The organism is Alteromonas abrolhosensis (genome assembly GCF_001953635.1).
Taxonomy (GTDB): Bacteria; Pseudomonadota; Gammaproteobacteria; order Enterobacterales; family Alteromonadaceae; genus Alteromonas; species Alteromonas abrolhosensis.
On the sequence record NZ_MEJH01000010.1, the window covers coordinates 79,547 to 104,411 of the forward strand.

Annotated in this window: 22 protein-coding genes; 7 read left to right on the forward strand and 15 right to left on the reverse strand. The window is 44.3% G+C overall.

Annotated elements, in window-relative coordinates; all coding sequences use genetic code 11:
- Positions 1-182 precede the first annotated feature (182 nt).
- Positions 183-1,022 (reverse strand): crotonase/enoyl-CoA hydratase family protein, encoded by an 840-nt coding sequence (locus BGK61_RS14890; RefSeq protein WP_014998826.1) that lies wholly within the window; start codon positions 1,020-1,022, stop codon positions 183-185.
- A gap of 138 nt (positions 1,023-1,160) precedes the next feature.
- Between BGK61_RS14890 and BGK61_RS14895 the strand changes: the two genes are divergently transcribed.
- Positions 1,161-1,766, forward strand: coding sequence for a TetR/AcrR family transcriptional regulator (locus BGK61_RS14895; protein WP_014998827.1), 606 nt, complete (start codon positions 1,161-1,163; stop codon positions 1,764-1,766).
- A gap of 203 nt (positions 1,767-1,969) precedes the next feature.
- Here the strand turns inward: BGK61_RS14895 and BGK61_RS14900 are convergent, their stop codons facing one another.
- Positions 1,970-3,622: a GMC family oxidoreductase gene (locus BGK61_RS14900; RefSeq protein ID WP_014998828.1), complete on the reverse strand. Its 1,653-nt coding sequence runs from the start codon at positions 3,620-3,622 to the stop codon at positions 1,970-1,972.
- A 213-nt stretch (positions 3,623-3,835) separates the two neighbouring features.
- On the opposite strand from BGK61_RS14900, the gene BGK61_RS14905 reads away from it, so the two are divergent.
- The gene (locus BGK61_RS14905; RefSeq protein WP_014998829.1) at positions 3,836-4,561 is read left to right on the forward strand and encodes a DUF1439 domain-containing protein; all 726 of its coding nucleotides are present in this window, start codon (positions 3,836-3,838) and stop codon (positions 4,559-4,561) included.
- 20 nt (positions 4,562-4,581) lie between these two features.
- On the opposite strand, the gene BGK61_RS14910 is transcribed toward BGK61_RS14905, so the two are convergent.
- From BGK61_RS14910 to BGK61_RS14920, 3 genes are read right to left on the reverse strand one after another with little or no spacing between them, the layout of a single operon-like run.
- Positions 4,582-6,021: a wax ester/triacylglycerol synthase domain-containing protein gene (locus BGK61_RS14910; RefSeq protein ID WP_014998830.1), complete on the reverse strand. Its 1,440-nt coding sequence runs from the start codon at positions 6,019-6,021 to the stop codon at positions 4,582-4,584.
- Positions 6,022-6,031: 10 nt separating this feature from the next.
- The gene (locus BGK61_RS14915; protein WP_014998831.1) at positions 6,032-6,697 is read right to left on the reverse strand and encodes a TetR/AcrR family transcriptional regulator; all 666 of its coding nucleotides are present in this window, start codon (positions 6,695-6,697) and stop codon (positions 6,032-6,034) included.
- 54 nt (positions 6,698-6,751) lie between these two features.
- The gene (locus tag BGK61_RS14920; RefSeq protein WP_014998832.1) at positions 6,752-7,960 is read right to left on the reverse strand and encodes a DUF445 domain-containing protein; all 1,209 of its coding nucleotides are present in this window, start codon (positions 7,958-7,960) and stop codon (positions 6,752-6,754) included.
- A gap of 400 nt (positions 7,961-8,360) precedes the next feature.
- On the opposite strand from BGK61_RS14920, the gene BGK61_RS14925 reads away from it, so the two are divergent.
- Together BGK61_RS14925 and BGK61_RS14930 are read left to right on the forward strand one after the other, a co-directional pair.
- Positions 8,361-9,821 carry a DUF3336 domain-containing protein gene (locus BGK61_RS14925; RefSeq protein ID WP_076012399.1) on the forward strand — a complete coding sequence of 487 codons (1,461 nt, stop codon included), beginning with the start codon at positions 8,361-8,363 and terminating at the stop codon, positions 9,819-9,821.
- 77 nt (positions 9,822-9,898) lie between these two features.
- The gene (locus tag BGK61_RS14930; protein WP_014998834.1) at positions 9,899-11,332 is read left to right on the forward strand and encodes a hypothetical protein; all 1,434 of its coding nucleotides are present in this window, start codon (positions 9,899-9,901) and stop codon (positions 11,330-11,332) included.
- A 95-nt stretch (positions 11,333-11,427) separates the two neighbouring features.
- On the opposite strand, the gene BGK61_RS14935 is transcribed toward BGK61_RS14930, so the two are convergent.
- The 4 genes from BGK61_RS14935 to fadR all read right to left on the reverse strand — a co-directional run bounded on the left by BGK61_RS14935 (position 11,428) and on the right by fadR (position 16,179).
- Positions 11,428-12,213: a hypothetical protein gene (locus tag BGK61_RS14935; RefSeq protein WP_076026105.1), complete on the reverse strand. Its 786-nt coding sequence runs from the start codon at positions 12,211-12,213 to the stop codon at positions 11,428-11,430.
- 184 nt (positions 12,214-12,397) lie between these two features.
- The gene (locus tag BGK61_RS14940) at positions 12,398-12,757 is read right to left on the reverse strand and encodes a phasin-related domain-containing protein (protein WP_014949994.1); all 360 of its coding nucleotides are present in this window, start codon (positions 12,755-12,757) and stop codon (positions 12,398-12,400) included.
- 175 nt (positions 12,758-12,932) lie between these two features.
- The gene (locus BGK61_RS14945; RefSeq protein ID WP_076011699.1) at positions 12,933-15,110 is read right to left on the reverse strand and encodes a S9 family peptidase; all 2,178 of its coding nucleotides are present in this window, start codon (positions 15,108-15,110) and stop codon (positions 12,933-12,935) included.
- A 358-nt stretch (positions 15,111-15,468) separates the two neighbouring features.
- Entirely contained in the window at positions 15,469-16,179 is a 711-nt protein-coding gene (gene fadR, locus BGK61_RS14950) for a fatty acid metabolism transcriptional regulator FadR (protein WP_014949996.1), read from the reverse strand.
- A 430-nt stretch (positions 16,180-16,609) separates the two neighbouring features.
- Between fadR and nhaB the strand changes: the two genes are divergently transcribed.
- Genes nhaB through BGK61_RS14965 form a run of 3 tightly spaced genes read left to right on the forward strand, consistent with a single transcriptional unit; the run spans position 16,610 to position 19,266 of the window.
- Positions 16,610-18,184 carry a sodium/proton antiporter NhaB gene (gene nhaB / locus BGK61_RS14955; protein ID WP_076011700.1) on the forward strand — a complete coding sequence of 525 codons (1,575 nt, stop codon included), beginning with the start codon at positions 16,610-16,612 and terminating at the stop codon, positions 18,182-18,184.
- A 3-nt stretch (positions 18,185-18,187) separates the two neighbouring features.
- Positions 18,188-18,715: a disulfide bond formation protein DsbB gene (gene dsbB / locus BGK61_RS14960; protein ID WP_076011701.1), complete on the forward strand. Its 528-nt coding sequence runs from the start codon at positions 18,188-18,190 to the stop codon at positions 18,713-18,715.
- Positions 18,712-19,266, forward strand: coding sequence for a GNAT family N-acetyltransferase (locus BGK61_RS14965; protein WP_076011702.1), 555 nt, complete (start codon positions 18,712-18,714; stop codon positions 19,264-19,266). Before dsbB ends, BGK61_RS14965 begins: the two co-directional genes overlap by 4 nt.
- 15 nt (positions 19,267-19,281) lie before the next feature.
- Here the strand turns inward: BGK61_RS14965 and BGK61_RS14970 are convergent, their stop codons facing one another.
- From BGK61_RS14970 to fadD, 6 genes are all read right to left on the reverse strand, one after another.
- On the reverse strand, positions 19,282-19,776 hold the full coding sequence (locus BGK61_RS14970) for a YcgN family cysteine cluster protein (protein ID WP_014950000.1): 495 nt from the start codon (positions 19,774-19,776) through the stop codon (positions 19,282-19,284).
- Positions 19,773-20,441 (reverse strand): fumarylacetoacetate hydrolase family protein, encoded by a 669-nt coding sequence (locus BGK61_RS14975; RefSeq protein ID WP_076011703.1) that lies wholly within the window; start codon positions 20,439-20,441, stop codon positions 19,773-19,775. Before BGK61_RS14975 ends, BGK61_RS14970 begins: the two co-directional genes overlap by 4 nt.
- Entirely contained in the window at positions 20,441-21,523 is a 1,083-nt protein-coding gene (locus tag BGK61_RS14980) for a lytic murein transglycosylase (protein WP_076011704.1), read from the reverse strand. Before BGK61_RS14980 ends, BGK61_RS14975 begins: the two co-directional genes overlap by 1 nt.
- 6 nt (positions 21,524-21,529) lie before the next feature.
- Positions 21,530-21,826 (reverse strand): YcgL domain-containing protein, encoded by a 297-nt coding sequence (locus BGK61_RS14985; protein WP_014998842.1) that lies wholly within the window; start codon positions 21,824-21,826, stop codon positions 21,530-21,532.
- 120 nt (positions 21,827-21,946) lie between these two features.
- Complete coding sequence (rnd, locus tag BGK61_RS14990; RefSeq protein ID WP_014998843.1) at positions 21,947-23,104, reverse strand: ribonuclease D; 1,158 nt, start codon at positions 23,102-23,104, stop codon at positions 21,947-21,949.
- Between the two features lie 62 nt (positions 23,105-23,166).
- Positions 23,167-24,819, reverse strand: a complete 1,653-nt coding sequence (gene fadD, locus BGK61_RS14995; RefSeq protein ID WP_076011705.1) for a long-chain-fatty-acid--CoA ligase FadD — start codon at positions 24,817-24,819, stop codon at positions 23,167-23,169.
- Between the last annotated feature and the right edge of the window lie 46 nt (positions 24,820-24,865).

Below are 24,865 nucleotides of genomic sequence, written 5' to 3' on the forward strand. Positions count from 1 at the left end.
CGTTTAAATGCCTGATAAATTTTTTATTTAATGCGTTTCACTATAAGAACGCTTTTCCAGATTATGTATTTACATAATCTCTCTCATTATTCTCGCACCGCACGCCAAGTTACCTGTTGCTTAGCCATCATTAGGCGTTGCGCGAACGAAACTGAAAGATAGGCGCGCTTTTATGCAAGCGCCTATGAATTCATCTTTTTAATAGCCGGATGAAGAGGCGGATATTCCGGTAGTGTTTTGGTCTTCTGGGCTTCCATGGCTTTAAACACATCTTCCATCTGGAACATGCCCGCTTGCCAAGTAGCCATATAAGTTAAGCTTTCTGCCACCGTATGCTCTACCGCATAATTAATCATGGTTTTGGTACCTGACACCGCTAACGGCGAATTCATAGCAATTTGCTGTGCTATTTTCATTACCGCGTCTAGCATAGAATCGTGGTTGTCGAAGACCTGATTAACAAACCCAAGTTGCTGCGCTTCTGCGGCACCAAAGTTGCGCCCTGTATAGGCGAGTTCTTTGACAATACCAATGGGAATAAGCTTTGGTAGTCTTTGTAGAGTGCCGACATCGGCGGTCATGCCCAATTGCGTTTCTTTTATAGTGAAAAAAGCATCTTGTGTGCAATAGCGCATGTCGCATGCACTAAGTAGGTCAACCGCCCCGCCAATTGCGCCGCCCTGAACTGCGCCAATAACAGGCATACGAGCCTGCTCTATAGCTGTGAAGCTATCTTGTAGCAGCATAACCATACGTCGCATGCGTTCCGCTCTGCGCGACGGGTCGCCCTTAAAATCTTCCTTCATATTCAAAAATACAGATAAATCCATACCGGCAGAGAAATGCTTACCTGTTGATGAAATAACAATGACGCGGGCTTTGCCTTCATCATCTATTTCACGGATGGCCGCCGGCAGCTCTGTCCAGAATTCAGGGATCATGCTGTTCATTGCATCGGGGCGATTGAGTACTACGTGGGCAATATGGCCCTCTTGTTTTACTTCTAATGTAGAGTACTTCATGGTTTGCGCTGTCTCCTTGGGCTGTTCCTGTTAACAAATTTGCAAACTAGACAGCGTCAAGATAAAAGGCTATGTTGACACTGTCAAGATAAAACGTTATCTATTCGTCTCAATTATGAAAATGGAAACAATGGGTTTATGGCTAATGCAGTACAAAGCTACCATCACGGCGATTTGCGCAGTGCGCTTATAGAAGCGGCTACCGCGCGTCTGTCCGAATATGGCGTGGATAGTTTATCGCTTAGAAAACTGGCAGAAGATGCCGGGGTATCACGTACTGCGCCTTATCATCATTTTAAAGACAAGAGTGCGCTTTTAAGCGCTATCGCGGCGAAAGGCTTCAGCGATTGGCATTCCACAGCTAAACGTATATTCGAGCAAGAAGATAAAACACCCAAGGCACGCTTTAGAGAGTTCGTGCATGAATATATTGGCTACGCTGCCGACAACCCCGAGATGTACGAATTGATGTTTGGTCGCACCATTTGGCAAAATCAAGCCGCGACTAACGATTTAAAAGAAGTGGCATTTCCTTGCTTTCAGTTTCAGGTAACCATGACACGCTATTGGCAAGAAAAGGGGCTTCTACCCAATGATCAAGATGCCCTTCGTTTGGCTCAGGTTACGTGGGGCACGCTTCACGGTATTGCGCGATTACTCATTGACGGTATCTATGCCGATAACAGCCACATTAGTGAAATGTGCGATTGTGCGGCTGATTTATTCATGCAAGCCCGCGCGTAAGTTGCTTCACTAATGCAAACTCGCGTACCTTCGATGCATTTAATCTTCGAAGGTGCTTACGCTTAACAATGTGAGTTACTGCCTAGAGCGGAATAACTGCCTAGAGCGGAATAACTGCCTAGAGCGGATAACTGCCTAGAGCGAAATAATTTTCTAGCGAAGAAAAATGGCCTTGAGCGAGAATGACCTTCTCGCTCGACTTATCAGATGGATTCTACTTTAGCCAAGGAAACAGGCTGCCCCTCGTGAGCAGCTTTAATAAATTCAGCAGCGCGCTCAGCAATCATAACCGTAGGCGCATTCGTATTTCCGCCAATTAAGCTGGGCATCACTGAGGCATCTACGACTCTAAGGCCTGCAACACCTCTAACCCGTAATTGATTGTCTACTACCGCCATCTCATCATCATCGCTGCCCATTTTGCACGTACCAATTGGGTGATAAATGGTTTCAGCACGCTCGCGTAAAAATTCTAAAATTTCTTCATCTGTTTGTGCATCATCTCCGGGGTACAGCTCACTACCTTGGAACTTGTCGAAGTCTGGTGCAGATAGCAGCTTACGGGCAATGCGCACGCCTTCAATCATGACCTGCTGATCCTCTTGGGCAGATAAATAATTTGGGTCAATAAGTGCCTGATCCGCAGGATGGTTGCTCTGAAGTGTGATAGTGCCGCGGCTTTTGGGATATAGACAGCAAACGTGCAGGCCATAACCATAGCCAAATGCCAGCTGTCTGCCATGATCGTTGAGGATCGCGGGTAGGAAATGGAACTGAATGTCAGGGCCATGTTTAGCTAAGCTTGAGCTAACAAAGCCACCGGCTTCAGCTATGTTAGATGAAAAAATACCTTTGCGCTTAAACGCATAGTCTGCGGTGGCTTTTACGTAGGAAGGCAATGCTCCCAACGCAACGGCATAGCCCTCTCTGGCCTTACAGGTGTACTGCACTATTGCATCGAGGTGATCTTGTAGATTTTGACCAACCCCCGGCAGCTCTTTTTGAACGAAAATACCTTTATCTTCAAGCTCTGCTCTTGGGCCTATACCCGATAACATCAACAGTTGGGGGGAATTAATCGCGCCACCACAAAGAATAACTTCACATTTTGCAAAGTAGCGGTTCACCGCACCCTTTTCACGAACCTGAACGCCAATAGCACGTCCTTCTTTTAGCAACACTTTTTCTGCCGCAACTCGTGTAAGTACCGTTAAATTATTGCGATGCTTAGCCTGACTTAGATACCCCTTCGCCGTTGAACAACGCTGCCCATTTGCTTGCGTGACATGGTAGTAACCTAGCCCTTCCCTATCGTCTCGGTTGAAGTCTTCAAGCTGCTTATAACCGGCAAACGAGGCAGAGTTTACAAATGCGTCTGAAAGCACGCTGGTATGTCTTAGCTTACTAACGTTTAACGGGCCGCCTGTACCGTGGAATTCGTCAGCACCTTCTTCGAAATTCTCAGACCGTTTAAAGTAGGGCAACACGTCATCAAATGACCAACCTTCAGCCCCCTCTTCATTAGCCCAGCGATCATAGTCTTCTTTCTGCCCGCGAATATAGCACATAGCATTAACAGAGCTGCTTCCCCCTAAGGTTTTGCCTCTAGGCCAAAATAGCTCCCGGTCATACATTTCTTTTTGCGGCGCCGTATGATATCCCCAACCAATACCTTCAAACCTACTGAGCAAAGACAAGCCAAACGGGATGTGAATAAGCGGATTAGTATCTCTAGAGCCAGCTTCAAGTAGCAAAATATCTAAAGCGGGGTTTTCCGATAAACGTGTGGCAAGCACAGCGCCCGCAGAACCTCCACCAACAATGATGTAATCGTATTTGCTAAGTACTTCGCTCATTTCGCCGACTCCTTGAGGGCAAGACTATCAACATGTTAATAAAACGTTGTGGTACGACCAGATTACCAAACAATACTTCGCCAAGAAAAGACTTAAATTGTAAGATTTAAAAAATCTAATATTCCTGATAACTTAGGTGCTATATCGGTACCGAACAGTGCCACAGTGAAATCAGCGTGTTACCGCCTAATGCTATTAGGCTAAGAATAAAATTTGCCCAGTAACCTATCGTTTAAAGACCAATGTAAAGTGTACCTCGCACAGTGGCTTGTGAAGTGGGGTAAGCTAACACATGACGATTTCACGCAGTCAGAACTGCAAAATTTAGTAAAAGATAGCTTTCCCTACGCGTTTACGTTTGACATCCCAATTGGAACGGGGTCAGTAAACGTGCTCGAAGGTAACATCACACTGGATAGCAAAAACAATCGCATTGGCCTTCAGTGTCTTGCATCATTAAAGGTTGTTGTGGCATCAACCACAATTTACCGCGCTCACGTGGTATTTACCGCTTCGGCCTCGCCACATTATGACAAGAATATGAGTACCCTCTACTTAACCCAGTTTTCCACCGACAGTGTGACCTTAGTTAATGATGATTACGCACTGATTAAAGACAGCCAATTTTTACTCACACAATTTTTTCCGAAAAGCGTTAATAGCTTGCTTGGTGGCTCATTGAAGTCTGCGCTTTCTCTGTTTAGTGCGGGCACATCAGACTTAGCATCAGACTATCTAAAGCTGTACTTATCGGGCTCCAAACAAGCTGTGTTGGACTACCACATCCCACATATTCACAACGCTATAAAAAAGCAAATTACGCAAGAAGCGTTGAGCCATACCATGCGCGACGACCATTGGCGCGAAGTGCTATTTTCAAAGCTCGGACAAAACGTTCGCGTAGAGGACAACGTTCTGCGCTTTTATCTCGTCGAGTAATAAGGGGTTACGCACAATGCCTAGTGGTCTGAAACAATTGAAACGGGCATGGTATCGACCTGCTCGCCTATATCATCAATATTCAGTCTAGGGTCATCCACACTCGCTTCCAGCATGTCGAACGCTTCTTTGACGTACCGTGCTAGCGGCTGTAGCGACTCAATATTTTTATTGCAGCACACCAAGCCCACATTTGCCGTCCCTGCATAGGTCATAAGTGTGATATTTACCCCACCGCCAGGCGTCATCGTAGAAATGGGATAACAGGCCAATAGTTCGGCGTCTTTCAGGTAGCGAGTATCTTTTGGCCCAGGTACATTTGAAATTAAGATGTTGGCTATAGGTTTTACCACACTGGAAAGTCTCAACCATTCAAATACCAGCGCAAGTGATTGTATTACAATGGTGTAGCCGCTGAAGGCTGCAGGTCGCGCGTGTTGAGCCGCATGTTTTACTATACGGTGATTTACAACAATTTGGCGCAATCTGAGATAAGGGTCAGTTTCACCGTGAGCAAGCTGCACCGGTACGATGGCAATTTTATTGCCAGTGGTTTTCTCTCCGGGTTTGCGCAAATTAATTGGCATGTTGGTAAATAGCGCCTTTTTAAATACTTGACCATGATCCTGAAGTAATTTATGCACTCCAATATCAAACGCGCAGAGCAAAACCTCATTAGCCGTGGAGCGTGTACGTCTTGCAAGTGCTTTCACCCGCTTGAAGTCCAAATCCATGGTCGCCACTGCCCTGCCCGCTTTTACTTGCCCGGTCAGCACGGTTTTCGTGCCGGTAAAAGGCACAGGCATGTAATGCGGATTAACACGCAGTACTTTCATGAATATACGGATAAAGATAATAAGTAAGTCGAGTGCGGTTTTAAGTGCGTAACCTACTCCCACTAAGCGCTTGTAAAAGCTCACAGGCTCCCTGCGCCTATGCCGAAGCCGCTTCACTGCCCAAACGGGGGTAAACTTAGTTTCGTGAGAATTTGATACATAGCCCGCCTGGAACCAGCGTACCAAGGTTGCCCCGTCACCATACATATGGTGAACGCGTGCATATATAGCAAACGTCTCGCTTTTATCGTCAAAAATAAAGTGGTATTGCCATAGCGGTTTATCAGGATCTAACCGAGAAGCGTGTAATCGTGCTACAAACCCGTCTAACGCCTCGCGGTTAGTGACATCAGCCACACGATGAATTTGAACGTGATAATCCATGTTGAGCTTCTTTACTGGCACAAACCCAACCGGATAACCCAACACTGTTTTTACTGCACAGCTAAATGGCGATGTAGCGCGGGCAAAGCTTCTTATTTCTTGAAATAACTGGGGAACATATTCAGTGCTCTTTGCCCCTTTTGGAATGGCAAGAAGTTGTAAGCAAGCTACGTGTTTCGGATTTTCATCTGACTCTGTTATCCAAAATGACTTATCTAAGAAACTAAGCGTTTTTGCCATTGCTATTCCTTTATGCGAAGTCTAAGGGGGACGGGGTTGCTGCATCTCTCATAAAGTCGTGAGAATGTAGCATTTGTTCTAGTTGGTGCTTTTGTTCATCAGACAGTGCCAATCTGGGAAGAACACTAACCATCATCAATGACAGGGCATGATAACGCTGCATTTCGCTGTCCATATGACTGTTTAATTCGTCAAACTGGCATGATTGAGTAATTATTAACGACATTAAGTCGACCAGCAGTGCCCTATCTGCTTTTGAGGCAACGAGAACGTTACGCCTTGATAATGAGTCGAAGAGAAAGGCGAGTTGCTTGTTTAGACTGGATAATATGTGCTGTCTGGGCCGGACGATACTGGGATACTTTTCCGCCAAATCAGCAGGACTTCGATAGAAAAAGCGGAACACATGAATACTATCAATAAGCAGAAATAGGTAATACATGATTTCTTCTGGATGCAGCGTGTCGAGTTTTTCTCGATTTAGCATCTTCTGCATTTGTTGTTCATGCATTTTCATTAATGCGCTTACTAAACTGTCTTTACCCTTAAAGTGGTAATAAAGATTACCTGGGCTGATATCTAACTCGACGGCAATATCAACACTGGTTACGGTGTTCTCACCATGTTCGTTAAATAGCGTTAAGGCGGTGAGTAATATTTTCTGCGCAGTTTTCATAATTTAAACCAATCCTTTGCCAACCCTGTGCGATATTCTTGGCCTATCAAAAAATTACATAAACACCAAATAGAGTTGGGCAAACCCTGCTAACATACCTAAAATAGCCCCCGTTACGATGAGTTTCCACTCATCCTGCTGATAAGCAGGCCGCAAAACACCTTCAAATTCTTCAACAGTTAACGCCTGCATGCGCTCACTCAAATCGTGCCCTACTTGCAATGCGTTATTGGCGTAATCGAAGGCATAAAGCAGATATTTATCTGAATTATCAAAGATCTGACGCACTGCTAACGCTTTCATTTTATGATAATTCTCTGAACCAACGCCTAGTGCGAAGTACGGCTGAGCGATGGCAACATAGCGTTCAATCGCGTCATTAACGTGAAGCTCAATGAGCTCCAAGAGCTGCGCAGAGCCCGAACCGTGCAAAATAACGTGAGTGATATTTTTGGGCGTGATCAACTTCTTCTCTATGATGGTTGAATACACTTCAGAAACTTCTTTCTGACGCTTTAAAAACATTCCCTGAATGGTAATCGGCCCTAGCTTCCTTGGACGTTTGGGTTCGAATATGATTTTAATAGCAATCCAGTTGGTGGCGTAGCCGACGAGCAAGCCTCCTAACGGTAAAATCCACCACGCCTGATAGAAATACCAAAGCAGCATAGTAGGTAAACCGAACAAGAAGCCAAAATAGAACCCTGAACGCACAATAAACGGAAACTCTTTGCTGCCTGCAGTTAAGAAGATTTCGTTAACAAGCTCAGGCGCATTAACGAGTTGTTCTACAACCAGCTCTTTAATATCTAAAATTTCAGATACGTTGTGCTGAAAGTCGTCCACCATTTTGTGAACCACATTCGGGATATCGTTTTCGATACGTTGATAGACTAAATTTTTTCCCTGAACAGGCAGAGCCGCCCAAAGCTGAGGGGCAGATTCTGCCATAACGTCATTAACGACTTTACGAACAACCTGACTTAGCCGACGCTCGATTGCCTTGGTTAACTCGTCAGCATCTAATCGCTGCGCTAACTCCTCAACACTAAGCAATTTGCCCAATACGAGCTCAACCTCAATTTCTGCCATTTGTCGACGCTTCGCTGGAATAAGTCCCTGCCATCCTAAGAATGGTTTAATGCCAACGAACTCAATGGGGTAAAACATCATCTTTACCGCCAAATAGTTGGTTAGCCACCCAACAATAGCGCTAATTAGAGGAATTGATAGCAGACTTAGCGTTTCAAAGTTCCATTCCATACTACGAACAAGGGGTCCAATTTATTATTTTCTCCTTCAGGCTACTGAGTGCTTATGAAATGGTCAATGTAAAAAGTGAATTTAGTGCTAATTGTTGATTGAAAACAACCAAATGAAAGTCTAAAAAGTAGAATATAAAGCCTAGCCCTATGTACCGTTGGTACATCGAATTTAATATTAGCAAACGATTAGGTAGTGAATTCTAAATTTACGCCATACACTCAAAATAGCGAAGTTGTAGCGCTCTGGCGCCGTGTTTTACCTATGCGCTTTTGGTGATGTAGGTGACTTAAGAGCGGCGCTTTGCATGTAAATTATCGTTTTAGAGATAGTTTTTCGGCCTGGTCACTTGTTAAGAGTAAAACCAATAGCTCTCGTCAATCAAAGATAGGTACTCGTCATGGCAGTATTCGACTTGCGGTTAAAAAAGCTTGAACATGAAATAGAACATGCGAGCAATTATGATGAATATGAAGCTGCGTGCTTGGCACACGATGCGTTATCAGGTGCTGACGAGTGGAAGGCCGAAGATGCTAGCGATGATTACGACTATAAACTTATCCGCAAGCGCGTTCAGCGCTTACAACTAGCCAGAGGCAAAGGCGATTTACATGCTCTTATGTCAATTCTTCATGAGGGACTGCACGGCAACCTTGGCAATATTGCAAATCCCGTATTGCTAACCCAGTGTAAAATTGGCACAAAATACCTGATTGAACAATTTATCGATGAAGTCATCTTAGCGTTAGAGCAAATTTATCACGCCGATGAACAACACGTCGATTTTTACGAAAAGCTGTCTTTTTTCGAAGAAACCGCGCATGCGTTTGGCCGCAGTTGCCTCATGTTATCGGGTGGCGCAGGTTTGGGCTTTTTCCATGCTGGTGTAGTGAAATCACTTAATGAAAAGAATTTGCTACCCACCGTAGTGTCTGGCTCTAGTGCAGGTTCAATCATTGCGGCCATGTTAGGTACACGCAATCACGACCAGCTTTTGGAAGCACTAAGCGCAGAGTTTATTTACGAGACTTTCAAACACTGGCGAAGCTTCGCTGGGCTTGGAAAAAAAGGGCTATTTGATAGTTCAGTGCTTGAGAATGCACTTATAGAACTGTTCGACCTCACTACCTTCGAAGAAGCGTTCAAGAAAACGGGACGGCACATTACCGTCACGGTTTCTCCTGCTGACCTACATCAGCATTCACGGTTGTTAAATGCTAAGACGTCACCGAATGCGATTATTACTCAAGCGGTACGTGCATCTTGTGCAGTTCCTATTATTTTTAGCCCTGTGCAGCTCAGAGCGAAAACCCCATCAGGTGATATTGTACCCTACATCCCTAATCGTCGATTTGCTGATGGTTCACTTATGGCAGACCTTCCATTCGAGCGTTTAGCAAGGCTATATGGTGTAAACCACAGTATCGTAAGTCAGACTAACCCTCTGGCCGTTCCGTTTATTTCGTCTAACGGTATTGACCCTAATTCTCTTTGGGATATGTCAGCGCGTCATCTTGGTCAACTGGCAAAAACCAACAGTATTTTTGCCATAGATATTATTGAACGATTGACCGGAAATAAGAGTGCTAAACTGGCTATTCACAAAGTACGCTCTATCATTGATCAGCAGTATGTAGGCAACATCAATATTTTACCCAAGCGTCAAATAAGAAATTTATCGCAGGTTTTATCTAATCCGACCCGTGAAAGCATAAATCAGTTGATTGTTAGTGGCGAACAGGCATCATGGCCGCAACTTCATGTTATTAAAAGAAATACCAAAATTAGCGAAAATTTACGGTATCATTTAGGTCAATTGAAAAAACGTGAGGCAGTAGAGCTAGGACATGTTGTTAGATAACGTGTGCGGCGCTTGTTCTGTCTTGAATTGCTTATAAAAAGTAAGGGCAATTCACAGCATCATTTGAAAGGAAAACGGTGAGCGCACAAAGCCAAAACCCCGACAGCATTTACACGCAGCAAGTAAAACAACTTATCAATATGATTTATCCTCAAGAAACGGGCTACGGCTCGGTATTTGAGGATGCGAGTCACTATTTTTCACTTACGCCCTCCCTTGAGCAGCACATTGAAGATTTAAAAGCTCAACTCAAGAAAATTGAAGGCAGCAAAGACAAGGAAGTGCTTGCAGAGCAACTCGCCAAACAGATAAAAAATAGCTCCGAAAAGCTCGAGGAAGAGCGTTTAGCAAGACTTGATAGGCTTGACGCTGTAAGTACCAAAATCATTGAGCTTTGTGAAGGCGACAATTGGCAAGAAACACAGCAGTTAAGTGCAAAGCTACTTGGCACTCTTATGCTGCTTACACGGGGCCCTGAGGGTAACTTTGCGCGTGTCCATATGCGCCTCAAACCTCTTTATAAAGCCGTACTCACTTTACGCTTAGTTGATAGGCTGTTAGAGCACGATACGATTGCTCACAAGTATCTGTCGAAATATCGCGAAGCAGCCTCCCGCTTTCGTGGAAACCGTTACTGGCGCGACAAGTGGAAGATTGAACTTGGACGCCCGCTTATTACCGCAGCTCTACTTCAAGACATTGGGTTACAAAGCCCCGCCGCACTCACCATTTTAAAAGGCGAAAATGGCGATTTAGACGAATTCCGTTTGTTAGACGAGTCTCAGCGAAAAGACTTGCTGAAACTGAACTACCACTTTACCTTAAAGTACTTGACCGAGGGGCTAGGATTGCCCAATTACGTAGGGAATGACAAGGAAGAAAGAGACCGTTTTATTCAAACTCATAAAGACGCGAACGAATTTTTACAACAACTGGTAAAAGATGCGTTTGTATCAAAGACAGGCCTGGGTGAGATTGTAAAAATCCCTCAAATTTATGTGTCGATTGTACTTTCAACTAAATCTGATTACTCGCGAATGTCGCTGCCTAAAGGCTATATGCTTATTGAACAGCTGTCTAAAAAAGGCGGGTTAAATAAACAGTTAGCTCAGGACTTTGTTGAGCTTGTGGGATACTTCCCGCAAGGGTTCGGTATTACGTTTATACCTGTTAATGAAAACGGTCAGGAAAAAGACCAGTATGAATGTGCAATAGTTATTGGGCTTAACCCTGTTAACCCGGCAGAGCCGCTATGCAAAGTGGTAACTAGAAACAACAAGTACATCACTGGTGGTGGTCAAGAAGTTATTCCTAAAGGAAGAAATTTATACTTCCCTGCGAATCGAAAGAAGCTTATGCGCGTAGGAAAAGACCGACTTACCGAAATTATGAGCCAGCTTTCGAGTAACTTTACGCCAGATTCACTGGACGATTTAGTACCAAGCTTTTGGGAACCACACGACTTTTTTGGATTTAAAAAACACCAGAACTTATGGACAAAAAACAAGTAGTGAGAATCACGCAATAAAAAGCAAGCTAACGCTGTGAGCCGCCTCACAATCAAGCTTGCTTTTTTATTGTGCAGTGTTTCTAAACTAAAATTTGTTTAGTCTTCTGCCTTTGTACCTTTAGACGGACTAGCTGCGCTACCGGTATCGTTTGTTGCCGTAGTACCTTTTGTACTTGCACTCGATTTCGTAGGCGAAGATTTAGCTGCAGTGCGCTTACTTGACGCCCCAGTGGCGGTCTTTTTAGCTGTGCTGGATGCTTTAGCTGCCGTTGTACTTGATTTCGTCGTGCTCGTTTTACGCGCGCGTGAAGTAGAAGTATTGGCCGGGCCCGACTTTGTGGCTGCACGCGTTGTGCTAGGTTTCGTTGCGCCCTCGCTAGCAGCGCTTTTAGATGAAGCGCTTTTCGCTGGAGCGACTTTTCTTGGCGAGCTTTTCGCCTCTGCTTTTTTAGCCGCTTCTTTTGCTGCTAAAAGCGCAACCTGCTCTACAAGTAAATCGACTTTCGCACTTAATAGCTCAAGTTGTTGCTCTTTTTGCTGGCGCTTCTGGCCACCTGAAAATGCAGAAAAAAGCGGCGTTGAAGCCACCAATTTTTGTGCAGCGTCAACAATAGCAAACGGGTTAAGCGTGCGTTTTAGCTCACTTTCCACTTCAAGCCCTTTAGCCTGCATTGCATTAATGGTTTCTTGAGTGTCATCAATTTTCTGACTTACTACGCCAGCGGCATGGTCTAGCTTCGCCGATAACAAGTCTGAGCCAGCATATAACCAACCAAAAAGCGGCGACGATTTAAGAGGTGAAGATGCCGTGCTATTAAGCACCGACGAATCTTTGTCGACGGTAGACACAGATTCTGAATTAGGAATATTTTTGTTGCTCATAACGCCTCCAATACGGAGATTTACTAAGCATGACAGCATAGGAAGCTTTTTTTAAAACTCAATATGACTTCTGAAAAGCGACCTAGCTATCACTCAATTACAGTTCTCACTAGCCCCTCACGAAGAAAGGCCTAAAAAACTGTATAGAGGGCACCAAAAAGGGGTGCCCGAAAGGCGTAGCGCTTTACTTGCTCGCAGCAAGCTTAGCAACCGCTTCAGTTAAGGCATCGATTTTTGCTGAAAGCTCTTCGATGCGCTGATCAGCTGGCTCTGAGTCAAGGCCAAGCTTCTTGCGAACGTCTGCAACGCGATTCTCAACATCGTTGGTCGTTGACTTAAATTTGCTCTTTGCGTCTTCTTCTAGCGTTTCGCCTTTTGTCACGAGTTCATCAAACATTTTGTTTGCTTCTTCGCTCAATTTCTCGTAACGCCCCTGCGCTTCCTCAACGCTCTTACCATAAGCGCCTAGGCCTGCTAACCAAATTTTACGCGCCATTTCTTCGGCTTCGTTGATTTTACCTTTAATTGTGTCAGTAGTAGTCATGTTCAGCTCCTATGAATGCTAAATGAGAGTGTATTTCAACACCATGTCTTCACTTTATGCTTAACAATTAGAATCCGCATACTAAAAACGAAGAAAAATAAAAATGCCCGAATAAGCGCTAACTTATTCGGGCGAAATACCAGAGGAGACTGGTTACAAACGGAGGGGTGTAGAGTTAAAGAGGTACACCCGCAAGATGTAATACAAACGCATATTCAAGTGCGGTAGATTCGAAGCGTTTGAAACGCCCTGAAGCTCCACCGTGCCCCGCTTCCATATCGGTTTTGAAAAGCAGTAAATTGTCGTCTGTCTTATATTCTCTAAGCTTAGCCACCCACTTCATTGGTTCAAAGTACTGCACTTGTGAATCATGTAGTCCAGTCGTAACCAACATGTGTGGATAGTCTTTTGCTTCAATCTGGTCATAAGGCGAGTACGAAAGCATGTAGTCAAACTCAGCTTTGTTGGCTGGGTTGCCCCACTCTGTATATTCACCGGTCGTTAACGGAATAGATGCATCGCTCATTGTAGTCACCACATCTACAAACGGAACATGCGCGCTTACCCCTTGATATAGTTCAGGTGCCATGTTCACTATGGCGCCCATTAATAAGCCTCCCGCACTGCCACCCATAGCAAAAACGCGATCTTTATCAGCGTACTGCTTATCTACTAAGCCCTTAGTTACGTCGATAAAATCAGTGAAGGTATTAATCTTGTTATGCATCTTGCCGTCTTCATACCACTCACGACCAAGCATTTGACCACCGCGAATGTGAGCAATCGCTACAACAAAGCCTCTATCTATCAAAGATAACCAGCTGCTTCTAAACGTTGGGTCTACTGTTGACCCGTATGAACCATAGGCGTATTGATATAATGGGTTAGTACCATCTTTCTTAAACTTATCTTTGCGATAAACAAGTGAAACAGGAACCGATGTACCGTCTCTCGCTTCAATCATTACCCGCTCAGATGCATAGGCCGATGAGTCGAAGGTGTCAGATACACGGGTTTGTTTCATCACCTCACTTTCAAGGGTATCCAGGTTGATATCTATGATAGAACCAGGGGTGGTTAAAGAGCTGTAGTAAATTCTGAGCTTATTAGTATCCATTTCCGGGTTTTCATTGAAATACGCGCCGTAAATAGGATCTTGAGTTGGAATAACCTTTTCTTCATTCGAAGTCAGATTGTGAACGACCATGCGTAACATGCCGTTTTCTTTTTCTTTTACCACTAAGTGATTCTTCATAACTTCAATGCTTTGAAGAAACACGTTAGGACGATGCGCAACCACTTCTTGCCATTTTGAAACATCGCTCGTGGCGTCTAATGGTGCTTTCATCACTCTGAAGTTTTTAGCACCGATGTTAGTTAACACGTAATAACCATCACTCGCTTTCGCTACACTGTATTCCTGCCCCTCTTCTATGGGTAAGAACACTTTTGTTGGAGACGTAGGGTTATTTGCATCAATCAATGTCACACCGGTCTTTTCAGTGTTGTCGTGATGAATGTAGATAGTGCTATTGTTTTTACTTTTGCTGATGTGAGTATAAAAAGTAGGATCGCTCTCTTCATAAATGAGTACGTCATCATCCTGTGATGTACCTAATTCATGGCGATACACTTGATATCCCAAGAGCGTTTGCAGATCTTTCTTCACATAAAATAGATGTGTATTATCGTTCGCCCACACAACGCTTCCAGATGTGCCTTCTAAAACATCGTCAAGCTTTTCATCATTTTCAAGGCTTTTCACATAGATGGTATAGATGCGTCGGCTAAGGGTATCTTCGGAATAGGCTAGCAATTTGTTATCGCTGCTTACGGCGTAGGTACCGATGCTGAAATAATCGTGCCCTTTAGACATACGATTCGCGTCTAGTAACACCTGTGGCTCGGCGTCAAGGGATGGTTTTCTTAAATAAATGGGGTACTCGTTTTCGCCTGAATAGCTTGTGTAATACCAGTACCCATTGTCTAAGACTGGTACTGTAGAGTCATCTTTTTCTATCCTAGACACGAGCTCTTCATAAAGAGATTCTCGGGTTTCCTTTAACGGCGCTAGCACTGTTTCAACGTAGGTATTTTCACGTTCCAAATGGTCTAGTATTTCTTTATCAGTCCTTGAATCGTCGCGCATCCAGTAGTAGTTGTCATTACGCGTCACGCCGTGCGCCGTCATTTCATGAGGCACTTTTTTTGCCACTGGCGCTTTCACTTGAGTATTAAGTGTTAAGGTTGGTGCTGCACGTTCAGCTACATGCTGAGTATTTTCTGTTTTATTGTCGACGCCACAGCCAGATACCAGCCCACCTGCAGCAAGTGCGATCCATAGATATTTCATTATTATTCCTGCTATGCACTTTTTGTTAGCGCTTTGTTTACAGCCAAGGAGTTGAGAACAATCGAATTTTATTGATTGAATTATTAGGGAGACTTTAAAACTAAGCGGTGCTTATTAGTAGTTTGAAGTATATATAAATAGGATTAGTGGTCTAGCGTTACTTGAACGCGAATGAGTCTAATAATAGGTTAAAGTGTTACAAGATATGTGGAAGCTTAATTCGTCGCATGGAATAGAAAGACAAGCATCGGTTATTAAGCATAAAAAAACGCTGCATATTTAAAATATAGTGCAGCGCTTTCACTAATTTACAAAAAAGCCGGTAGACCGAAACTTGTACTACCTGGCATTGCCTAATTTAGTCAACTAAATCCTTGGGCATGTCATCACGGATGGCAAGCCATACTTTGCCACTCTCTATACCGTATTTTCTTACCACTACAGGCACACGGTCGTATTCGCCTTTCTCAGCAACATCAAGCAAGTCTGCGTAATACTTGTTTGCTACATCGCGCGCTTGTTGGTGCGAGAAGAAGTAGCCACCAATACGCGAGTACAAACCACGGAAGCCGTTCATCATCAACACAAATACATTGTTGTTAGATGCTAACGCCAAATCATGTGACATTTGATAATCGAACTGTGCGAAAGCTAGACCTTCTTGCTCCACATTTTTATAACGGGCAATAATTTCTGCAGACTCTTGAGGGTTGTTTCGAATTGCGCCTCGAATGAAAACTGCACTTAGATTAGTGCGTGCTGCTAATAAATTATCGACCAGTTCTGGGATCCCTTCTTGGTCTAAACGAGCAAGCGTTTCCAAGATGTTCAAACCACACGTTTCCCAGAAGTTGTTAACCTTGGTCGGCTTGCCGTGTTGAATTGTTAACCAACCATCACGAGCCAGACGCTGAAGTACTTCACGCAGTGTAGTACGCGTTACACCAATTAACTCAGAAAGCTCTCTTTCTGCAGGCAAAATGGTGCCAGGTGGAAATCGTCCACTCCAAATAGATTCAACAATGTATTCTTCGGCGAATCCAGCTGGACTCTGTGCCTTATAAATCATAACTAATCGCCTGCACGTTATTGTTATTTTGCAACTGATTGTACCAGATGCTGTTTTATTATCACAATGAATTATGCCTCGTCCACTAAAGCTTTTAACAACTTGTTAAAATTAAAGTGTTATTTCAAACACCATTAAATATCTGTTGCTCATTTTGTGTGCGAAATATTACGCATTTCCAATTTCAATGATAACTATGGTCAAAAAAGTGATAAATATTCAGTGACTTTCACATGGTGGGGTCTGTGAATTGCTTTCTCAAGACGTTAATATCATGTACGCTTAATTTCCGACTATAATGACAGCAGCAAAACCGCGGTAAGGCGAATTATATCGCGCAACGCCAGCAGTTTATGTATGCAATAACCGGAACTACACAGTATAAAGATGCGCAAAAATGCGTGCTTTGTTGTAAAAGGAACAGGAACTCATGCAAACCTCAATGATCGCGGCGATCTATAAGAATTTCCTGGGACATGCGCCCGACTGGTATAAAAAAACCATCATTGCCTTTCTCATTGTTAACCCCTTCATCTTTATGGTGGACCCATATGTTGCTGGCTGGACGCTTGTAATCCAATTTATATTTACCTTGGCAATGGCGCTGAAGTGTTATCCACTTCAACCAGGCGGCCTACTGCTTATTGAAGCGATGTTCATTGGAATGACGTCTCCTGGTCACATGATGCACGAGATTGAAGTGAATTTAGAAGTACTCTTACTTCTAGTATTCATGGTAGCGGGCATCTACTTTATGAAAGACCTGCTGATGTACTTATTTACCAAGTTGGTGATAAAGGTTCGCAACAAGTTGGTGCTTTCTCTTTCGTTTATTTTTGCATCTGCGTTTCTATCGGCGTTTCTCGACGCATTAACGGTTGTTGCAGTAATAATCAGTGTAGGTCTGGGCTTTTACTCTATCTATCACAAAGTAGCGTCGGGCAAGGAGTTTCATTCTGATCACGACCACACTAGCGACGACGAGCTGGGAAGCCACGACTTAGAAGACTTCAGAGCTTTCCTACGCAACCTTATGATGCACTCAGCCGTAGGTACTGCCCTTGGTGGTGTTATGACAATGGTAGGCGAACCACAGAACCTGATTATTGCAGACAAGGCAGGCTGGGACTTCGTTGAATTTTTCATCCGTATGGCACCTGTTACTATCCCAGTATTCGTATTTGGACTACTTACCACCGTAATTCTGGAAAAAACCGGAATGTTTTCTTACGGCGCAAAATTACCTGCAGCGGTAAGACAGATTTTGGTCGACTATAACGACCATATGGACAAGGGTCGCAGTAAGCGTGAAACCGCTAAACTGATAGTACAAGCACTAATAGGTGTTTGGTTAATCATTGGTCTTGCTACGCATATGGCGTCAGTGGGTCTTATCGGTTTGTCAGTTATTGTACTTGCTACTTCTATGAGCGGTGTTATCGAAGAGCACGCACTTGGTAAAGCGTTCGAGGAAGCACTGCCATTTACCGCACTACTTTGCGTATTCTTTGGCGTAGTAGCCGTTATCATTGACCAGGGCCTTTTCCAGCCGGTAATCCATTGGGTACTGTCGTTTGAAGGCGAAACGCAAATGGTTATGTTCTATCTTGCTAACGGTGTGCTTTCGATGGTGAGTGACAACGTGTTTGTGGGCTCTGTTTACATCACTGAAGTCACAGCGGCTCTACAAGCCGGTCAAATCACACGTGACCAGTACGATATGCTTGCTGTAGCAATCAATACGGGAACCAACTTACCAAGTGTGGCAACACCAAACGGTCAAGCTGCTTTCCTATTCTTGCTGACCTCAGCCATCGCGCCACTGCTTCGTTTGTCGTACGGCCGTATGGTTATGATGGCATTGCCATATACCATCGTGCTGACTATCGTTGGTTTATTAGCAACATACATTGGACTTGCTGATGCTACTCAGGTGCTTTACGACATGCACCTCATTGAACACCACACCGCTGCTGAAGCGGGTGCTCAAGCGGTAGGTCACTAGTCTATGCGCGGAATCATTCACAGCATTAGCCAATGGGCAGAGCACAAGTCTTCATGGCTTGTGCTTTTCGCCACGTCATTGGCATTAGAAATTGCTGCGCTTTACTTTCAGTACGGCATGGGTTTAAAACCCTGCATTATGTGCATTTATCAGCGAACCGCCATGTACGGTATTGTGTTGTCAGCACTTATTGTCGTTATTAAAAACAACGGCTTTACACGCATGCTTGGCTTCGCTGGTTGGGCTGTATCTGCAGGATGGGGCTTCTTAATTGCTAAAGAGCACGTAGGCATTCTCAATGCCGCGAACCCATTTTTTTCCAGCTGTGAAATAGTGCCAAACTTTCCTTCGTGGTTACAACTTCACGAGTGGCTACCCGCTGTATTTGCCGCTGAAGGTGACTGTTTAGAAGATTCGTGGCAGTTTTTGTCTATGGGAATGGCTGAGTGGATGCAAATTATTTTTGCTGCCTACTTTGCTGTATTCGCTATTGTGTTTGCATGTCGATTATTGGATAAGAAACCCTTTTGATCGACTTATCCATTCTACCGTCACGCCTACCTCCAATACATACGGAACAAGGCCCCATTTCCATTCAGCGCATTGCGGAGAAACACTGCTATGCGCTTTGTGAGGCTGGGCATCAGTCTATCCATCACGTAAAACCTTGGTTTGGTTCAGCGGTTTGCCCTGTTACACCAGCACTGTCCAAGCAGTGCATTGCCAACATGGAAAAGGCCCGAGATACAGGCTATGGACTTACCTACTTGCTAATGCACGAGGAAAAATGCTTAGGTATGGGCATTATCAATCATATTCATCATACGCACCTTACCGCTAATCTTGGCTACTGGCTCAGACCAGACGCATGCGGAAAAGGTTTAGCTACCGCGATTTGTGAAGCCTTGAAGAAACTTGCGTTCTCTCAAATGAATTTGCATCGATTAGAATGCTTTATAGAGCCTAACAACAAGGCAAGCATACGTGTGGCAGAGCGAATTGGTGGTACAAAAGAAGGGCTTTGTCGCAAACGTGTATTTGGGCGCGATGCGTTGCTTTATGCGATTGTTAATGGCGATTAACGCGCGTTCTGCGCGTTAATCTAAGTCTTCTAAAGGCCAAATGGCTATATAGTCTTCAAAATTATTTAAATCCACGTCGGTTTCAAAAACGGTCTTATTGCGTACCGACATTCCCTTTGCGTGCATCACGTGTTTCTTCCCCTTGTTTAACAATGGGTGCCACGACGGTATGCCCCTTCCCTCATAAAGGCGGCGATAGGTGCAGCTATTAGGCATAAAAAAGATATCCTTCAGATTCTCTTTTGTCAGCTTCACGCAATCAGGCACCAGCTCTGTGCGCCTTTCATATTGGGTACATTCACATTTTTTTGTGTTCAAATACGTACACACAATATTGGTATAGTGAATCTTCTCATTATCGTTAATGTGATCGGTGACTTCGTATTCTTCTACCGCGTCATCATCGATAAATTTTTGCAGACAACATTTACCACATCCATCACAAAGTGATTCCCATTCCTTTTGGGTCATCTCTTCTAAAGATTTGGTTTCCCAAAACGCGGCTGTCATTCTGCTATTACCTCGGTTTCCACGGTTAAATGATTGTCTAGCGTTGCAACAATCGTATCTTGCGAGCAAAGCTTACCTACCCCTTTGGGCGTGCCCGTTAGGATCACGTCGCCGCTGTCTAACGTAAATATAGATGACATATGAGCGATAAGTGGGATGATTTTGTGCAGCATCAGCTCGGTATGTCCCTGCTGTCTAACCACCCCGTTTATGGTTAAGGTAAAACGCAGGTCTTCCAAGTTTTCTATTTCACTTAACGGCACAAAGCCTGACAGCGGTGCACTGTTGTCAAAAGACTTCGCTCTTTCCCAAGGCTGGCCTTGCTTCTTAAGCTCGGCTTGAACCTCGCGAAGGGTTAAATCGAGACCAAGTCCAATACCCCATATCGCGGCCTTTACGTCATCATCACTGGCATGCTTCAATGAAGACTTCAGCAGCACGGCGACTTCAAGCTCGTTGTGACACTCGCCTTTGTCGGTAGGAATGGCAATAGGCTTCTGCATATGACATAAGGCAGCCTTTGGCTTCATAAACAGCAATGGTGCTTCAGATACGGTAGAATTCATTTCTTGAATGTGGTCGAGGTAATTTCTACCTATACACACTACTTTACTAACGGGTAGTGATATTTCATTGCCTTGAGAATCGATGTGACGATAAGCCATTAGTAACCTCGTTTTATCCGCTCTGATAAATACCCAACCGAAACGCCAAAGTAAGACGAGCGGTTCCACTTCATCAGTGTGTGAAAATTGTTATACACCAAGTAAATTCGGCCTTGCTCACCATCTGGCATAATAAGCGATGCACTGATTTCTGCATTGGGGAGTTCATTTCCGTTGTAGCGCTTGACGCCATTCTGCTGCCAAAAGGCCAACGGCTTCATGTTAGATTTCGCTAACCCTGAAAAAGGTACTGGTTTGGTTAGTGTTACTTGGCGTCCCCACGTCCCTTGACTATCCCAACCTTCAGATGATAGGTAGTTGGCGATTGACGCAAAGACGTCTGCCTTGGTTCCCCAAATATCCTTTTTGCCGTCGCCGTCGTAGTCCACTGCGTAATTTAGAAAGGATATAGGCATGAACTGTGTTTGTCCCATCGCACCGGCCCAAGAGCTTTTAAGCGCCTCTACAGAGATATGCCCTTCATCTAGGATCTGAAGTGCCGCAAAAAAGTTGTCTTTAAACAGCTTTTCTCGTCGCCCTTCATACGCCAAAGATGCCAGTGCAGACAGCACACTAAAGTTACCCTGAATTTTACCAAAGTTAGACTCGTTACCCCACAGCGCAACAATAAAGCGTGCCTGAACCCCGTATTTTTGAGCAATTTCGTCAAGCAGTACTTTGTGTTCGTTGTACTGCTCAACCGCCTGCTTCACTTTCCAGTCGGGTACTCGCGTTGCTAGATAGTCATCTAACGTTATTTTTTTCTCTGGCTGGCTTTTGTCAGACTTGACGACCGTGGGCCTGAAAGTAATGTCAGCAAACGCCAAATCTAACTTAGTCTTATCTATGCCCTTTTCGGCCGCTTCTTTTTTTAGTTGAGCAACGTAGCTTTTGAAGCCCGCCTCGCTAAGCCCACTGTCATTACTTGGTTGATTTTCGGCATGAGCTGCCAGTGAAAAGCTTAAGGTTATACTCAATAAAACTAGGGCAATATTGCGCGGTTGAGGAAATAAGCTACGTTTTTTACGCTTAGCTATAAAGGCAATTCGGCTAACTAAGCGGTTTAGAGTCTTTAATAACATGGATATTTAAAACTTCTTATCGGGCGTTTTTGAAAGCCCTAGAGATTCACGGTGTTGCTCTAGCAAATTATCTTCTTTTGGCGGCATTTGAAGGTAAAAGCCTTTTTCATTAAGTTCATTAATAAGCTTTTGCTTGTCAACCATGCCAAGTTTCTCTCGCTTTTCTAGGGCGATGATAGTCACTAACTCTGGGCGACCAAACTTCGCCATAAGTGGCTCTGGCACGTCTTCAAAATGGTCTTTCTTTGGCACGTACAAATACATGCCGTCTTTTTTTCGCGTTTTATAAACTGCGCATAACATAGAATTTTTACTCTTTCTTAATTCGTTTGTTTAGTTCTTTTGGGGTCACTATGCAGATTTAATTGGCCAGAGAGCATACACCTCTCGCCAATACTGCTCACCCATATTGCTTTTAAAGCACTATTGGGCCGGAGCGTCGCCAAGTAAACGGGTTACGTGAGAGCGAAACAATGGCTCTCTCCACGTCGACAGTACATCGGGCATTAGTCCCTGCACGCGGGTTTCATCAACCGAAAACCAGTACCATTTTAACAGTTGATTCAGCTGTTTTTTAGAGGCAATAACGTCACTATTTACAGCATTGTCTTTCGCTATCTGGTCGCTGATAGCTTTAAGCTCGGCCAGCGTTTTTTTGTACTTGGCGATATCAATTAACCGCAGCACAACCGGAAGTCTGAGCTTTTCTGGCGTTTGCGCGTACTTTGCTCTTGCCTCTTCAATTAGCGTGATGATGGTGTCGCCGTAGCGGCGTACCGACTGATGATTCACGCCGTTAATACGCGAAAGGCCAGATTTACTATCGATAAGCCGCTGCGCCGCTTCAAACAAATGCCCTTCTTTAAACACAAAGTTTAGAGCCAGATCTTTTTTGCGCGCGGTATTTAAACGCCATGCCGCTAGTGCCTGTAATACAGTGAGCTGTTCGCTGTTCAATCGCCAGTTATTCTTAATGCTTAAGTACGCAAAATCTTCAGGCATTTGAGCGCGCTTCTTATCAACTAGCAAAGCGATCTCTTGGTAAATCCAGTGCACTTTCCCCGCCTCTTGTACTTTACTGGCTAACTGTTGATAGCAAGGCAGTAAATACAGCACATCATTCGCTGCGTAGCTAAGCTGGGCTTCGCGAAGTGGTCTGGCTAGCCAGTCGGTACGCGACTCCCCTTTGTCTAAACTTATGTCACACAGCAACTCTACAAGCTTTGCATAGCCAAGAGATGGCCCCATGTCCAAAATACTTCCTGCCAACTGTGTATCAAATACCGGCGTTGGCACAGTGTCAAAGGCGGTAAGAAACGCCTCTATATCCTCAGAACACGAGTGCAGTACTTTCACTACTTCGGTATTTTCCATGAGATCGATAAACGGCTGCATATTGTCTATGGCGAGCGGGTCAATGAGTACCAGCTGATGGCCATCGTAAAGCTGTATTAGGCCTAGATGCGGAGTAAGGGTTTTCGTTCTTACGAATTCGGTGTCTAAGGCTACCGCCTCTTGACGCTGTGCGGCAGTGCACACTTTTTCGAGTTGTTCAGATGTTGTAATTAATTGATATTGCATATTTTTGCACAGTAATAAAAAAGCCGGCTTACGCCGGCTTTCACAAAACTATTTCAATGAAATTAGTCTCGAAGCTCCCGACGCAGTATTTTACCTACATTGGTTTTTGGTAAGTCGTCTTTGAAAACAACTTGCTTAGGCACTTTGTAACCCGTTAAGTGATTACGGCAATGCGCGATAACGTCTTTTTCAGTAAGTGAGTCGCTGTTTCGAACTACAAACAATTTCACCACTTCACCACTGACTTCATGAGGAACCCCAACCGCAGCTGCTTCAACAATGTTTTCATGCATTGCAGCCACTTCTTCAATTTCGTTAGGAAACACGTTAAAGCCTGAAACTAGGATCATATCCTTTTTACGGTCAACAATATAGAAGTAACCTTCATCATCTACCGTAGCGATGTCACCTGTGGCTAACCAACCGTCTTTTAGAATTTCTTCTGTTGCTTCTGGTCGGTTCAAATATCCTTTCATTACCTGAGGGCCTTTCACCCACATTTCACCAGGCTCACCTTTTTCAACAGGATTACCGTCGTCATCAAGAAGCTTAATGTCTGTAGAAGGAACAGGCATACCGATTGCGCCTTTATAAGCTTCAATCTGTGGTGGGTTAACCGCTACCACAGGCGAACACTCTGTTAGCCCGTATCCTTCAAGAAGCACAGTACCGGTTACCTTTTCCCACTTTTCTGCTACAGGACGTTGAACAGCCATACCGCCGCCTAAACCAAACTTAAATTTGCTGAAATCAAGTTCGCTGAATCCAGGCGTATTTAACAGGCCATTAAACAAGGTATTTACACCAGGTAAAATGGTGAACGGATATTTGCTAAGTTCGTTTACAAAAGCCGGCATGTCACGCGGGTTGGTGATAAGCAAGTTACGGCAGCCGTATTTAACGAACATCAAGCAGTTCGCCAGTAGCGCAAAGATATGGTAGAGCGGAAGCGCGGTAACAACAAAGTCTTCGCCTTCTTCAATCACTGTTTCTAAGATACCTGACACTTGCTCTAAATTCGCTACCATATTGCGATGAGTAAGCATGGCACCTTTAGAAACGCCCGTTGTGCCACCTGTGTATTGAAGAAACGCTAAATCGCCGCTATCGATATCTGGGCGTTTATATTCAAAAGATTGCCCTTTTTTAACCGCCGACATAAACGATGTCGTTTCAGGTAGATTAAACGAAGGCACCATCTTTTTAACGTACTTCACTACTGCGTTCACGATCCAGCGCTTAGGTGCCGGAAGCATATCGCCTAAAGCCGTCAAAAAGACTTCTTGCAGGTTAGTATCTGCAATGACTTCTTCTAAAGTACACGCGAAGTTTTCAACGATAACGATGGCTTTCGCATTAGCATCATTTAGTTGGTGCTTTAACTCACGAGCTGTATAGAGAGGGTTTACGTTAACCACAACCATCCCTGCGCGCAAAATACCAAACATGGCAACAGGATATTGAAGAAGGTTGGGCATCATAATTGCCACAGCATCACCGCGTTTTAGTCCGCTTGCCTGCAAATAAGCAGCAAATTGAGCTGATAAGGTATCTAACTCTTCAAACGTGATTGAATGCCCCATATTTATGAAGGCTTCTTTATTTTTGAACTTCTTTACCGACTGCTCGAAAATGTCTACTACAGATGCGTAACGATCGGCATCAATTTCTGCGGAAACGCGAGGGTCGTAATGCTTAAGCCAGGTTTTTTCCACCAAAACCTCCTCTACTTTATTCTTATACTATTTTATAAGCGCATGG